Annotated in this window: 12 protein-coding genes; 6 read left to right on the top strand and 6 right to left on the bottom strand. The window is 63.0% G+C overall.

Annotated elements, in window-relative coordinates; genetic code table 11:
- Window positions 1-19: 19 nt before the first annotated feature.
- Window positions 20-730, top strand: coding sequence for a PqiC family protein (locus HU736_RS15040; protein WP_186700666.1), 711 nt, complete (start codon window positions 20-22; stop codon window positions 728-730).
- A 235-nt stretch (window positions 731-965) separates the two neighbouring features.
- On the opposite strand, the gene HU736_RS15035 is transcribed toward HU736_RS15040, so the two are convergent.
- Complete coding sequence (locus HU736_RS15035) at window positions 966-2438, bottom strand: histidine kinase (RefSeq protein WP_103435841.1); 1473 nt, start codon at window positions 2436-2438, stop codon at window positions 966-968.
- Between the two features lie 135 nt (window positions 2439-2573).
- Between HU736_RS15035 and serB the strand changes: the two genes are divergently transcribed.
- Window positions 2574-3788, top strand: coding sequence for a phosphoserine phosphatase SerB (serB, locus tag HU736_RS15030; RefSeq protein WP_103435842.1), 1215 nt, complete (start codon window positions 2574-2576; stop codon window positions 3786-3788).
- Window positions 3789-3879: 91 nt separating this feature from the next.
- Here the strand turns inward: serB and asd are convergent, their stop codons facing one another.
- From asd to HU736_RS15015, 3 genes are read right to left on the bottom strand one after another with little or no spacing between them, the layout of a single operon-like run.
- Window positions 3880-4743, bottom strand: coding sequence for an archaetidylserine decarboxylase (gene asd / locus HU736_RS15025; protein WP_186700664.1), 864 nt, complete (start codon window positions 4741-4743; stop codon window positions 3880-3882).
- A 9-nt stretch (window positions 4744-4752) separates the two neighbouring features.
- Window positions 4753-5562 (bottom strand): rhodanese-like domain-containing protein, encoded by an 810-nt coding sequence (locus HU736_RS15020; protein ID WP_186700660.1) that lies wholly within the window; start codon window positions 5560-5562, stop codon window positions 4753-4755.
- A 45-nt stretch (window positions 5563-5607) separates the two neighbouring features.
- On the bottom strand, window positions 5608-7143 hold the full coding sequence (locus HU736_RS15015) for an HDOD domain-containing protein (RefSeq protein WP_103435843.1): 1536 nt from the start codon (window positions 7141-7143) through the stop codon (window positions 5608-5610).
- Window positions 7144-7273: 130 nt separating this feature from the next.
- Here HU736_RS15015 and motA point away from each other — a divergent pair, with 130 nt between their 5' ends.
- Together motA and motB are read left to right on the top strand one after the other, a co-directional pair.
- Window positions 7274-8125, top strand: a complete 852-nt coding sequence (gene motA, locus HU736_RS15010; protein WP_101315887.1) for a flagellar motor stator protein MotA — start codon at window positions 7274-7276, stop codon at window positions 8123-8125.
- Window positions 8126-8128: 3 nt separating this feature from the next.
- Window positions 8129-9151 (top strand): flagellar motor protein MotB, encoded by a 1023-nt coding sequence (gene motB / locus HU736_RS15005; RefSeq protein ID WP_186700658.1) that lies wholly within the window; start codon window positions 8129-8131, stop codon window positions 9149-9151.
- 98 nt (window positions 9152-9249) lie between these two features.
- Here the strand turns inward: motB and rsgA are convergent, their stop codons facing one another.
- Complete coding sequence (gene rsgA / locus HU736_RS15000; RefSeq protein ID WP_181107304.1) at window positions 9250-10281, bottom strand: small ribosomal subunit biogenesis GTPase RsgA; 1032 nt, start codon at window positions 10279-10281, stop codon at window positions 9250-9252.
- A 186-nt stretch (window positions 10282-10467) separates the two neighbouring features.
- On the opposite strand from rsgA, the gene orn reads away from it, so the two are divergent.
- Both orn and HU736_RS14990 read left to right on the top strand, forming a co-directional pair.
- Window positions 10468-11010: an oligoribonuclease gene (orn, locus tag HU736_RS14995; RefSeq protein WP_103435846.1), complete on the top strand. Its 543-nt coding sequence runs from the start codon at window positions 10468-10470 to the stop codon at window positions 11008-11010.
- A gap of 94 nt (window positions 11011-11104) precedes the next feature.
- On the top strand, window positions 11105-11716 hold the full coding sequence (locus HU736_RS14990; RefSeq protein ID WP_101315895.1) for a trimeric intracellular cation channel family protein: 612 nt from the start codon (window positions 11105-11107) through the stop codon (window positions 11714-11716).
- A 4-nt stretch (window positions 11717-11720) separates the two neighbouring features.
- Here the strand turns inward: HU736_RS14990 and queG are convergent, their stop codons facing one another.
- Entirely contained in the window at window positions 11721-12803 is a 1083-nt protein-coding gene (queG, locus tag HU736_RS14985) for a tRNA epoxyqueuosine(34) reductase QueG (protein WP_103435847.1), read from the bottom strand.
- Window positions 12804-12854: the final 51 nt, after the last annotated feature.

The raw sequence follows: 12854 nt of genomic DNA, 5'->3' as shown, positions 1-12854 counted from the left end.
CTGCCGCCTGGATGGGATGATGAAATTTCCGCGCTTTCCATTTGCGCTGTTGATGACCGGCCTGCTGGGCCTGGGCGGGTGCAGTGTGCACCAGCCGGTAGCCCTGTATCAGCTGGACAGTGGTGAACCTGGCCAGCCTTCGCAGAGTGCCGGTATGGCTGTGGTGCTGGGCCCGGTTTCGGTGGCTGACTACCTGCAGCGCGAGACCTTTTTGCAGCGCCAGGCAGACGGCAGCCTGACTTCGGCGACGGACGGTCGCTGGGCGGGAAGCCTGTCTTCGGATATTGACCAACTGCTGGTGCGCCAGCTGGCCTGGCGCCTGGATAGCCAACGGGTGGTGCTGGCGCCGGCGAGCAGTGGTTTTGCGCCGGATGTGCAGGTGCTGCTGTCGATCACTCGCCTGGATTCGGGCAAGGATCAGCCGGCCATTCTGGATGCACAGTGGCGCCTGCTGGATCGCCGCGGCAACGTGCGTGACAACCGCATAGTGCACCTTGAGCAACCGCATGAGGGCAGCGAGTCTTCCCAGGTGCAGGCGCAAGGGCAGTTGTTGCAGAAGCTGGCCGAGCAGTTGAGCAGCGCGGTCAAGCCGCTGGCCAATCAGCCGGCCCTGGCTGAAGAAACCCGCAAGAAGCCGGCGGCGCCGGTGCAGGTCAAGAAGACCCCAGAGAAGTCGAAGATCCCGATTGCTTCGCCGGTGCGTACCGATATGGAAGTGTTCAGGTTCTGAGTTTGAATTGAGGCGGTTGCAAAGGCCGCCCCTGCAGAGATCTGTGGGGGCGGCCTTTTCGTTTGCGGTGGTCTTGCGCGGGTCGGTGTAGGGGCGGCCTTGTGTCGCGAAAGGGTCGCGGAGCGGCCCCACGGTTTCAGCTTCGCCGCTGACATCGCGGGGCCAGCTACGCTGGCCTTTCGCGACACAAGGCCGCTCCTACACCGGACCGCGCAAGAGCACCCTCAGCGGATCTTCAGACCCGGCGCTCGTGCATGCGCGCCAGCTGCCGCTCCAGCATCGATGGGTACGGCTCCATCAACCGCTCGACACAGCACGCACCCTCAGGGCTGGCAATCGGGCGGATGCGGGCGCGTTGGCGGACCAGCGCATCATCGGTGATCTTGCGCTCGACCAACAGCAGGTTGCGGCTGTGCTGCGACAAGGCCAGGGCATCCTGAGCTTTTTCGGTCATCAGCAGATCGACCTGCTCGAGCCCTTGCAGGTCATCACCCACGGTCAGCCCCAGTTGCAGCTGCAAGGTGATGCCGCTATCGGCCACTTCGATCTGCAGGGCATGGCCCAGGGCGCGCAGCAGCTCGCCGCAGCAGATGGCATTGGTCAGGTAGTCTTCACCCGTCTCGCGGCTGTGGAACAGCAGCAAGGTGCTGCCGTCGGTCAGGGTGAAGGTTTCACCTTCATACAGCGAAGCAGCCTGTTCGAGGCAGTCGCGATAACGCTCGAGCAGCTCGGTCAGGCGTGTGCGCGGCAGGCGGCGCAGTTGCTCCTGGGAACCCAGCTGTACGGCCAGTACGGCGCTGTACTGCGGTTCGGTCGAGACGGGCGCGGCCACAACCGGCTTGGCGCTGCTCTGCTCGACGTCGATCAGACCGGCAAAGGCTTCATCGTCTTCCTCATCCTGCTGGGCAATAGCCCGGCTGCGGGCAGCGACACTGGTGGTTGCCGGGGCGTGATCAAGGTCGGCGAAGTCATGCTCGTCGTCGTGCTCTTCCTCTTCTTCCGGCTCAGGTGGCGGCGGTGGCGCGAGGCGGGCATGCAACTGACGGGCAAGGTCGCCGATCTCGTCCTGACGATCGATGGCCGGGGTGTACGGGTGCGGATCACGCAGCCAGACCCGCAGCTGCAGCAGCGGCGTGGAGATGTAGCGGCCCAGACGCAAGCTCAGGGTCAAAGCCAATACCAGCAGGATCCCCGCCAGAATACCCATGCTCTGCAAGCTGATCAGCATTGGTTGCTGGAACTCGCTCATGTCCAGGCTGATGCGCAGTTGCCCGGCGGTCACGTCCTGGAAGGTTATCTTGGTCTGGTACAGGCCTTCGGCTTCACCCAGCAGGGTGTTTTTCGGGCGCTGACCGGCCTCGGCGAGGATGCGGTTGTCGACGCTGTAGATGGCAGCGTGGGCCACCAGCGGGTTCTTCACCAGATTGCCCAGCAGCACGTTGAGGCTGAGGATGTCGTTGGACACCAGCAGCTCGGTCGCCGAGGTGGCCGTCTGGATGGTCAGGCTCTGCCCCAGGGCGTCCGCCTGCTCATGCATGGCCTGCTTGAACTGCAGGCCCATCACGCAGGCATAGATCACCAGCGCCATGGCCACCAGGAAAATATTGGTGCTGGCGATACGCAATGCCAAGGGTACGCGGCGTTGGCGCAGAGCATGGAACAGCATCAGGAAGAAGTTATCGGATTTAACTGGCGTGGGCCGGTTCACAGAGCGCGGCTCTTTATGACGAGAAAGTGCTGCGCAGTATAGCGACCCGGCATTTGTCGGCAAAGTGCAAGTGGCGCCCGATAGTCACCGAAAGTCGGTAGAATGCGCATTTTTCATCGAAGTCGGAGCCAGGTTGTGCGCGAAATCGTTCTGATCAACATCACCGGTGAAGACCGCCCAGGTCTCACTGCCGCCATCACCGGCGTCCTGCTCCAGGGCGGTGTGAACATTCTCGACATCGGCCTGGCCGTGATGCACGGCACTTTGTCGTTCGGCATCCTCGTCGATATCCCGGATAACGAAGTCGCCACGCAGTTGCTGCACAGCGTGCAGAGCAAGGCCCACGAGCTCAATCTGCAGGCACGCTACACGCCGATTTCCGAGGCTGACTACCAGCACTGGGCCGATAGCCAGGGCGACGCCCGGCAGATTGTCACCTTGCTCAGCCGCAAGGTCACCCCCGAGCAGCTGCAGCGGGTCAGTGCGATCATCAGTCAGTATGGCCTGACCATCGAGCGCATCGAACGCCTGTCGGCGAGGGTGGCGCTGAACGCCGACAGCGAGCATGGCAAAGCGTGTCTGGAGATTTCTGTACGCGGCGAGCCGAGTGATGCTCAGGCCCTGCGTGCCGCGTTCTTCACGTTGTCTGAAGAGCTGGCCGTGGATATCGCCTTCCAGAAGGATGACCTGTTCCGCCGCAACCGCCGGCTGGCGGTGTTCGACATGGATTCGACGCTGATCGAAGCCGAAGTCATCGACGAGCTGGCCAAGGCCGCCGGCGTCGGCGAGCAGGTCTCCGCCATTACCGAGCGGGCCATGCGCGGCGAGCTGGATTTCCGCGCCAGCTTCAAGGAGCGCATGGCATTGCTCAAAGGCCTGGACGTTAAGGTACTGGACGAGATTGGCGCATCGCTGCGTTTGACCGAGGGTGCCGAAAACCTGTTCGCCGAGCTCAAGCGCCTGGGTTACAAGACCGCCATCCTGTCCGGTGGCTTTACCTACTTCGCCAAGCAGGTACAGGCGCGGCTGGGTATCGACTACGTGTTCGCCAACGAGCTGGAAGTGGTCGACGGCAAGGTCACAGGCGTGGCCATCGAGCCAATTGTCGATGCCCAGCGTAAAGCTGACCTGTTGCAGGAGCTGGCCAGCAAGGAAGGCCTGCAACTGGCACAGACCATCGCTGTAGGCGACGGCGCCAACGATCTGCCCATGCTGTCGCTGGCAGGGCTGGGCGTGGCCTTCCGCGCCAAACCACTGGTGCGCCAGTCGGCCAAACAGGCGATCTCGACCCTGGGTCTGGATGGTGTGCTGTATCTGCTCGGCTTGCGCGACCGCGACGCTCGCGGCTGAACTGAGGCCGTAAGGGGCCGCAGAGCGGCCCCGGCAAACGAAAAGGCCCCGCATGGTTTGCGCCATGCGGGGCCTTGTAGTAGGCGGCGGATCAGACTGCGGTCGGCACCGCCAGCAGTTCACCCATGCGCACGGCAGAGCCGGCACCGAGGCTTTCAGCCCACTTCACCTGTTCCGGGCCAAACAGCACGATGGCAGTGGAGCCCAGCTTGAAACGGCCCAGTTCGGCGCCTTTTTCCAGGTGGATCGGTGTGCGGCTGGCTTCGTCGTAGCGGAAGGTCTTCAGCTCACGCTTGGGCGGCGTCACCAGCCCGGCCCAGACGGTTTCGATCGAAGCCACGATCATTGCCCCGACCAGCACCACCGCCATCGGCCCGCGCTCGGTATCGAACAGGCAGACCACGCGCTCGTTGCGGGCAAACAGCTCCGGTACGTTTTCGGCAGTGGTCTGGTTGACCGAGAACAGCCGGCCTGGCACGTAGACCATCTCTCGCAGGGTGCCGGCCAGCGGCATGTGCACGCGGTGGTAGTCCTTCGGCGACAGGTAGATGGTGGCGAACTCGCCGCCCATGAACGGTGCGGCCAGCGCCGGGTCGCCGCCGAGCAGCTCCAGCGCGCTGTAACCATGGCCCTTGGCCTGGAAGATGCGGCCGTGCTCGATCGGCCCGAGTTGGCTGACGGCGCCATCGGCTGGGCACAGAATGGCCCCTGGAGTCTCATCCAGCGGGCGTGCACCTGGCTTCAGGGCGCGGGTGAAGAAGGCGTTGAAGTGCTCGTAGGCGCTGAGGTCTTCGACCAGCGCTTCGGACATGTCGACCTGATAACGCTTGGCGAACCAGGCGGTGAAGGCATTCTTGAACCAGCGCGCGCGGCACTCGGCAACGCAACCGGCCAGGCGTGACAGCAGATGGTGCGGCAGCAGGTACTGACTGATGATGAACAAACGCGATTTCATTGAATTTCCTTAAACCTCTACGGGCGTGTCCGGATGGTTGCCCCATTCGCCCCACGAGCCGGCGTACGCCTTGACCCGGGGGTAGCCGAGGGACTTGGCCACCAGATAGGTAAAGCCTGAACGGTGATGGGTCTGGCAATGGGTGATCACTTCCTTGTCGGGAGTGATACCCAGATTTTGCAGAACTTCGGCCATGTCCTTGCGGATGCGCAGGTGGTCATTCATGTCCATGCCTGCGGTCCACTCGAAGTTGACGGCGCCGGGGATGTGCCCGCCTTTGGCCGCGAGCACTTTCTCGCCCCGGTATTCACCCGGCGCGCGAGCGTCCCAGATGGCCAGGTCGGCAGCGCCGAGGCGGCTCTGCAGGTATTCGCGGGTGGCGGTCGGCTCGTCGTTTATGGTCAGGCTGACCGAGCCGGTGGCGCTGGCGGGCGTCTCGGTCGACAGCTGATCAGCCGGCCAGGCCTGAATACCACCGTTGAGGTAGTGGTACTGCGCATGACCGATGACATCCAGCAGCCAGATGAAACGCCCGGCCCAGCCACCGCCTTCGTCGTCGTAGACCACATAGACGGCATCGTCACGATGGCCGAGTTCGGCGAACAGCTTTTCCAGGTCGGCGCGCGCCGGCAGTAGCCCAGGCGCCGGCGGTTGGCCCAGCTGGGTACGCTTGGGGTCGACGAAGCGCGCACCGGGTACGTGGCCACTGCCATAGCGGTTGGCGCTGGTCAGGTCGACCACGATCAGTGCGGGCGAGCCCAGGCGTGGCAACAGGTCTTGCGCTTCGATAACCAGCGGCAAGCCAGAAAAATCAGTCATCCACAGTCTCCAGGTGGAACGCGAGGGGCGATTGTAGCGTAAGGCTCAGCTACTGCGGGTGGCGAAGGTAGCCAGAGCGCGCTCGATACACTGTGCAGTCTTGCCCAGTGCCTGCACGCTGACGTCGGCCAGCGGGCGGCCCGCCTGATCGGCAAGCAGCAGCATGATTACCTGGCCATTGACCGCCAGCGAGCGCAGCAGCAGGTGCTCGCTGGGGAACATGGCATTGATCGGCGCTGGCAGCAGGGCGGCGAACTGGGCGTGGTTGTCCGGCGTCAGGCGCAGTTGCCCGGCCTGGCTGGTCAAGCGCTGTAACAGTTTGTTCTGCTTGACTGCCAGGTTCAGCGCAGCTGCTTCCTTGGGCAGCCCGGCAGTCTGCTGCACGCGCAAGGCGTCAGTGGCCTTGTCGTAGGTCAGCAGCAGTACCCGCTGCATGCCGCAGGCGAGCAGTGCATCGCGGGCATGAGTGGCCAGGTGCACGGCATTGCTGAAGCGGCTGGGCTGGGCCAGCATTTCGGCGCACAGCGTGCGCCAGCGCTCCAGGTTTTCTGCAGGCGGCGGCGGTGGTGTGAGCATGTCCGGGTGCGGGCGGCGCTGCTGCCATGGCCATATCAACGCTTCGGCCGGGTGGAACAGGGCGTGTCGGGCGTGATGGCGGGCACTCGCGGCGGCTTGCTGGTGAACCTGCTGCTGGACGTCGTCCAGCGAGGTCTGCAAGTACAGCGCGGTCAGCAGTTGCCAGCGCAGCAGGTGCGGGTTGTCCCAGCCGACCTGGGCCGCCAGCGCCAGGCCGTTGGCCAGCAATACGGTGTTGGCCGGTTGGTTGAACCAGCGGCGCAGGCCTGGTTCTTCATCAAGCCGATGCTGCTGCTCGAGGCTGTCCGTCTCGCGGGCAATGTTGAATACCTGAGCCAATTGTTCGCGTTCGCTGGTAAGCAGGCGGTAGCCCTGGGTCACCCACTCCGGCAGGCGCCAGTGCAGGGCGACCGCCTGGCACAGCTCCATCAGGCGTACGCCAAACAGCTCGATCTCGACCTCGGCAGCGTTTTCGCCCTTGTGGATAACCCGCAGCTCCCAGGTGTCGAGCAGCTTGGGGTAGGTCACGGCCATCGGCCACAGCGGCGACAGGAACAGCAGGCTACCCCAGTGAATCTCCTGCCACAGCCGCGCCAGGCGGCTGGCGAACAGGCCACTGGCCTGCTGCGCGGCATGCTGGCTAATCAACAAAAACTGGCGCAGTACCGGCGGAATGTCATCGCCGGGCAAGGCCGGCAGGCGCGCCAGCAGCTGTGCGCTGCGCTCAAGTCCGAGTCGATTGAGGGCAACTTCGAGGCTCTCGGCCGGCTCGGCCTGGCTGGCGTTGGCCGAGTGATTGGCCTCACGCATGACCGACAGCACCAAGGCGGGGCTGTCCTGCATCAGTTCGGCGATGTCGCGCAATGACCGACGGTTGTCATTGATGGCCGCCAGTACCCGGTCGTGGCTTTCCTTGGGCACGGGCAGGCGCACGTCATCCAGCAGTTTTATCCAGCGGTCTAAAGTGCGTGGCGTCTGACTTGGTACCTTGGTTTCAATTGGCATTTTGACATCAGTCCGAACTGGCTTTTCACTTGGAGTGGCTATAGTCTGGCGCAGTTCTGCCGATAAGTAGAAGAAGAGTTTTCAAGCTCCCGTCCCCGACCCTGACCTCGACTTCAAGTGCTTTGAACCTATGGCTAAAATTATCGGCATCATCGTCGTCTTCGCGAGCGTGATCGCAGGCTACGTGCTTTCCCACGGCAAGATTGCGGCGCTGATCCAGCCGTTCGAAGTGCTCATCATTGGCGGGGCTGCGTTTGGCGCGTTCCTGCAGGCCAACCCTGGCTACATGACCATGCACGTGATCAAGAAGTCGATGAAGATGTTCGGCTCACGTTTCACCCATACCTTCTACCTGGAGGTGTTGGGCCTGGTCTACGAGATCCTCAACAAGAGCCGCCGCGAAGGCATGATGGCGATCGAAGGCGATATTGAAGACGCCTCGGCCAGCCCGATCTTCGCCAAGTACCCGGCAGTGCTGGGTGATGAGCGCATGACTGCGTTCATCTGTGACTACCTGCGCATCATGTCCACCGGCAACATGGCTCCGCACGAGCTCGAAGGCCTGTTCGACATGGAGCTGCTGAGCCTCAAGGAAGAACTCGACCACCCTTCGCACGCGGTCACCGGTATCGCCGACGGCATGCCTGGCTTCGGTATCGTTGCGGCGGTACTGGGTATCGTCGTCACCATGGCCTCGTTGGGTGAGGGTGACCAGGCTGCCATCGGCATGCACGTAGGTGCGGCGCTGGTGGGTACCTTCTTCGGTATTCTTGCTGCGTACGGTTTCTTCGGCCCACTGGCCACCTGCCTGGCTCACGATGCCAAGGAAGAGGTCAATCTGTACGAGTCGATCAAGGCGTCGCTGGTGGCTTCGGCCTCGGGCATGCCGCCGTCGCTGGCCGTGGAATTCGGGCGCAAGGTGCTGTACCCCAAGCACCGTCCGAGCTTCGCCGAGCTGGAACAAGCAGTTCGCGGTCGCTGATTCATGGAAAACAATCAGCCGATAATCATCAAGCGCGTCAAGCGCTTTGGCGGCGGTCACCATGGCGGCGCCTGGAAGATCGCTTTTGCCGACTTCGCGACGGCGATGATGGCGTTCTTCCTGGTGCTGTGGCTGATGTCGACGGCCACCCCAGAGCAAAAGATCGCCATCGCCGGCTACTTCAAGGACCCGATCGGCTTCTCCGAAAGCGGTACGCCCTATGTGATTGATCTGGGCGGTTCGCCTGAGCTGGCGCCGGACAAGACCATCAACCCTGAGGTGAAGTCCGATCCGACGCCCGAGACCAGCGTGCAGCTGGACAAGGATCAGGTCGAGACCATGGCCGAGCAGGTTGAAAAGGAACGCCTGAACCTGCTCTTGCAGGAGCTGCAGAACAAGGTCGAAGAAAATCCGCAACTGCAGAAGTTCAAGGATCAGATCCTGTTCGAGATCACCCAGGACGGCCTGCGTATCCAGATCATGGATGCCGAGAACCGGCCGATGTTCGACATCGGCAGCGCGCGTTTGCAGCCGTACTTCGAGGACATCCTGCTGGCCATGGCCGACACCATCAAGGCGGTGCCGAACAAGATCAGCGTCAGCGGCCACACCGATGCCAAGGCCTATGCCGGTAGCGGTGACTACGGCAACTGGGAGCTGTCGGCCAACCGTGCCAACGCCGCGCGACGTGCGCTGGTGGCGGGCGGCTATCCGGATAACCAGGTGGCGCGGGTGGTTGGCTATGCGTCGTCGTCGCTGTTTGACCGCAAGAACCCGTTCAACCCGGTCAACCGGCGCATCGATATCATCGTTCTGACCAAGAAGGCCCAGCGCAATATCGAGGGCGAGCAGGGCACTCCGGATGCACCGCCGGCATCTGACGCACCCGCGGCGCCAGGCTCGGCAGCGCCAGGTGCAGCAGCGCCCGCTGGTGCCGGCGAGGCGCCAATGCAGCCGCGCGAGCTGCGACAGAAGCTCAATCTCTTCGAGGACGGTACCTTGAAGATGGACGAGCCGAAGGAATAACCGCCTGCGGCACAGCAAAAAATGGCCGCAATGCGGTAATGCCGGTCAGTTAGGCCGATTGGGGCTGCAAAGCAGCCCCAACTTGCCTGCACCAGCTGTTAATAGCTGTCTTCGGTCAGGCTGGCGATGATCGAGCGGTAGCTGTGCATACGCTGTGGCTTGATCCGGCCTTCGTCCAGCGCCTTGAGCAAGGCGCAGCCTGGCTCGCGGTCGTGCTTGCAGTCGCGAAAGCGACAGGTGCCGAACAGTTCGCTGAACTCGATGAAGCCGGCTTCGACATCATCGCGGCTGACGTGCACCAGGCCGAATTCACGGATACCGGGGGAGTCGATCAGGTCACCGCCGTTGGGGAAGTGATAAAGCCGCGCCGTGGTGGTGGTATGGGTACCCTGGCCAGACCACTCGGACAGATCACCCACCCGCGTGTGCGCCTGCGGCAGCAGGCTGTTGACCAGCGACGACTTGCCGACACCGGACTGGCCGACAAACACGCTGACGTGGCCATCGAGCATTTTTTGCAGCTGCTGCATGCCGTCGCCGTGGTGCGCCGACACCTCCAGCAGGGGGTAGCCCAGGTCGCGGTAGACCTCGAGCAAGGCATTCAGCGCCGGTGCGTTTTGCTCGTTGATCAGGTCGGCCTTGTTCAGCAACAGCAACGGGCGAATGCCGGCGTGCTCGGCGGCGACCAGGTAGCGGTCGATCAGGTTGGCGTGGGGCTCAGGGGCGGGGGCAAAGACGATCACGATCAGATCGACGTTGGCGGCTACCGGCTTGAGCACGCCCTGGTTGTTGGGGCGGGTCAGCTCGGTCGAGCGCGGTAGTTGCGCGACGATGACGCCGATGCCCTGGTTGCCTGCTCGCCATACCACGCGGTCACCGGTGACCAGTGCAGGCAGGTTGGCGCGCAGGTGGCAGCGGAAGATCTGGCCAACTGTGTCGCCGTCCTGGGCTTCGACTTCGACTTGGACGCCAAAGTGGGCGATGACCAGGCCGAATTGCTCGGGTCCGAGGTCGCCGCCTTCCAGTTCCTGCAAGACGTGCTGCTCGCGTTTGGCGGCGCGGTCGGCGCGTTCGCCCTGGATTTTTTCGATGCGCCAGTTTTGGCGGCGATTGAGCTGGCGTTTGGCCATGAATGTTCCGTGGTGGCTTGCGGTTGGAAAACGGCTGACAGTTTAGCATGCTCCTGTTGTGGGCTATTCGTTAACCTTGGGTGACGCGGTGTCTGTGGGATCGTTGAACAAAGTGAATTAGCGAGCAAAGCCAATTACCCGATCGAGCCACTAAGCTACTATGACGGCCTATCTCAGGAGCCTTTCATGGACAACACACAGAACCTGATCTGGATCGATCTGGAAATGACCGGCCTGGATCCGGACAGCGACGTCATCATCGAGATGGCGACCATCGTCACCGACAGCAACCTCAACACCCTGGCCGAAGGCCCGGTGATTGCCATTCACCACAGCGATGAAGTGCTGGCGCGCATGGATGAGTGGAACACCCGTACCCACGGCGGCTCGGGCTTGACCCAGCGTGTGCGTGACAGCCGTATCAGCATGGCCGAAGCCGAGGCCCAGACCATCGCGTTTCTGCAGCAGTGGGTGCCGAAGGGCAAGTCGCCGATCTGTGGCAACAGCATCTGCCAGGATCGGCGCTTCCTGTACCGCCACATGAAGTCGCTGGAAAGCTACTTCCACTACCGCAACCTCGACGTTTCTACCCTCAAGGAATTGGCTGCACGCTGGGCCCCTGAGGTGCGCGACAGCTTCCAGAAGGGTGGCACCCACCTGGCGCTGGACGATATTCGCGAGTCGATTGCCGAGCTGCGTCACTACCGCGAACACTTCATCAAGTTCTGAGCCTGCTGCGCCGGCTGACGATAGTCGGCGCGCCCCCTTCTGGTGCGGGGTGCAACTGGGTAGACTGCGCGCCTTTCTCGCACGGACTCGCACCATGTTGCTGATGCTCTACCTCGTCGCTATCACCGCCGAAGCCATGACCGGGGCCTTGTCCGCCGGCCGTCGCGGCATGGACTGGTTCGGTGTGGTGCTGATCGCCTGCGTGACGGCTCTGGGTGGTGGCTCGGTGCGCGACGTGTTGCTGGGGCACTATCCGCTGACCTGGGTGAAGCACCCCGAGTACCTGGTGCTGACCAGCTTTGCTGCTCTGCTGACGATCTTTATCGCGCCACTGATGCGCCATCTGCGCTCGCTGTTTCTGGTCCTCGATGCGCTGGGGCTGGTGGCGTTTACCCTGATCGGCTGCATGACTGCGCTGGAAATGGGCCAAGGCCTGCTGGTGGCGTCGATCAGTGGGGTGATCACCGGGGTGTTCGGCGGGATTCTGCGCGATATCTTCTGCAACGACATCCCGCTGGTGTTTCGCCGCGAGCTGTATGCCAGCGTGTCGTTTGCGGCGGCGTGGTTCTATCTGGGCTGCGTGCACTTCAATCTGCCGGCCGAGCAGGCCACGCTGTTGACTCTGTTTGGTGGTTTTCTGGTGCGTTTACTGGCGATCCGTTTCCACTGGGAAATGCCCAAGTTTCACTACAACGACCAGCAGTAGTCACTCAGCTCGCTGGCTGCGCCTGCCGTTCTGCGTGCTGGGCCAGCGCCCACTCGACATGCTCGCGGACCAGTTCGGATGGGTACTCGCGGCGTGCTTGCAGCGCCTCCAGCACCGGAATGGTCGACGGTGCGTTGCCCAGCCCCACCGCCAGGTTGCGTAGCCAGCGTTCGTAGCCGGCGCGGCGCAGCGGCGAGCCTTCGGTATTGCCCAGAAAGGTCGCCTCATCCCACATGAACAGTTCGGCCAGGCCGGCATTGTCCAGGCCGTGACGCGGCTTGAAGTCGTTTTCCTGGGTGGGGCGGGCGAAGCGGTTCCACGGGCAGACAATCTGGCAGTCATCGCAGCCGAACACTCGATTGCCGATCATCGCGCGCAGCTCGACCGGGATCGCCTGCTTCAGCTCGATAGTCAGGTAGGAGATACAGCGCCGAGCGTCGAGTACATACGGGCCGACGAAGGCATTGGTCGGGCACACATCCAGGCACGCCTGGCAGCGGCCGCAGTGCTCGCTGGTCTGGGCTTCATCCACCGGCAGCGGCAGGTCGACGAACAGCTCGGCAAGAAAGAAGTAGCTGCCGGCCTTGCGGTTGAGCAGCAGGGTGTTCTTGCCGATCCAGCCCAGCCCGGCCTCCTGCGCGATGGCTTTTTCCAGCACCGGGGCGCTGTCGACAAAGGCACGAAAGCCGAACGGGCCGATGTCTGCCTGAATGCGGTCGGCCAGGTGCTGCACGCGTTTGCGCACCAGCTTGTGGTAGTCGCGGCCCAGCGCGTAGCGCGACACGTAGGCTTTTTCCGGCTGTGCGAGCACCTGCGCCATGCGCGTATCGCCGGGCAGGTAGTCCATGCGCAGCGAGATCACCCGCAGTGTCCCCGGGATCAACTGCTCGGGGTGGGAACGTTTGCTGCCATGCGCGGCCATATAGTCCAGCTCGCCGTGATAGCCGGCGGCAAGCCAGCGCTCCAGGTGCTGTTCATGCTCGCCCAGGTCTACACCAGCGATACCGACGTGGGCGAAGCCGAGTTCGCGGCCCCAATCCTTGATCGATTGGGCCAGCGCGGCGAGGTCAGGAATACAAACGGACATGGATGGGCAAGGCATTACAGGCTCAGGTGCGTATAATTCTGCCAGACATCG

The sequence above is a fragment of the Pseudomonas shirazensis genome, from assembly GCF_014268785.2.
In the GTDB taxonomy this organism is placed as follows: domain Bacteria; phylum Pseudomonadota; class Gammaproteobacteria; order Pseudomonadales; family Pseudomonadaceae; genus Aquipseudomonas; species Aquipseudomonas shirazensis.
The sequence above is the reverse complement of the archived record's forward strand: the minus strand, read 5'-3'. Positions and strand labels throughout refer to the sequence as shown.

Coding starts and splice junctions, on each gene's coding strand:
- orn (WP_103435846.1), top strand. CDS start 10,468: ATGGACAACACACAGAACCTGATCTGGATCGATCTGGAAATGACCGGC.
- HU736_RS15020 (WP_186700660.1), bottom strand. CDS start 5,562: ATGACTGATTTTTCTGGCTTGCCGCTGGTTATCGAAGCGCAAGACCTG.
- HU736_RS15015 (WP_103435843.1), bottom strand. CDS start 7,143: ATGCCAATTGAAACCAAGGTACCAAGTCAGACGCCACGCACTTTAGAC.
- asd (WP_186700664.1), bottom strand. CDS start 4,743: ATGAAATCGCGTTTGTTCATCATCAGTCAGTACCTGCTGCCGCACCAT.
- rsgA (WP_181107304.1), bottom strand. CDS start 10,281: ATGGCCAAACGCCAGCTCAATCGCCGCCAAAACTGGCGCATCGAAAAA.
- HU736_RS15040 (WP_186700666.1), top strand. CDS start 20: ATGAAATTTCCGCGCTTTCCATTTGCGCTGTTGATGACCGGCCTGCTG.
- motB (WP_186700658.1), top strand. CDS start 8,129: ATGGAAAACAATCAGCCGATAATCATCAAGCGCGTCAAGCGCTTTGGC.
- motA (WP_101315887.1), top strand. CDS start 7,274: ATGGCTAAAATTATCGGCATCATCGTCGTCTTCGCGAGCGTGATCGCA.
- queG (WP_103435847.1), bottom strand. CDS start 12,803: ATGTCCGTTTGTATTCCTGACCTCGCCGCGCTGGCCCAATCGATCAAG.
- HU736_RS14990 (WP_101315895.1), top strand. CDS start 11,105: ATGTTGCTGATGCTCTACCTCGTCGCTATCACCGCCGAAGCCATGACC.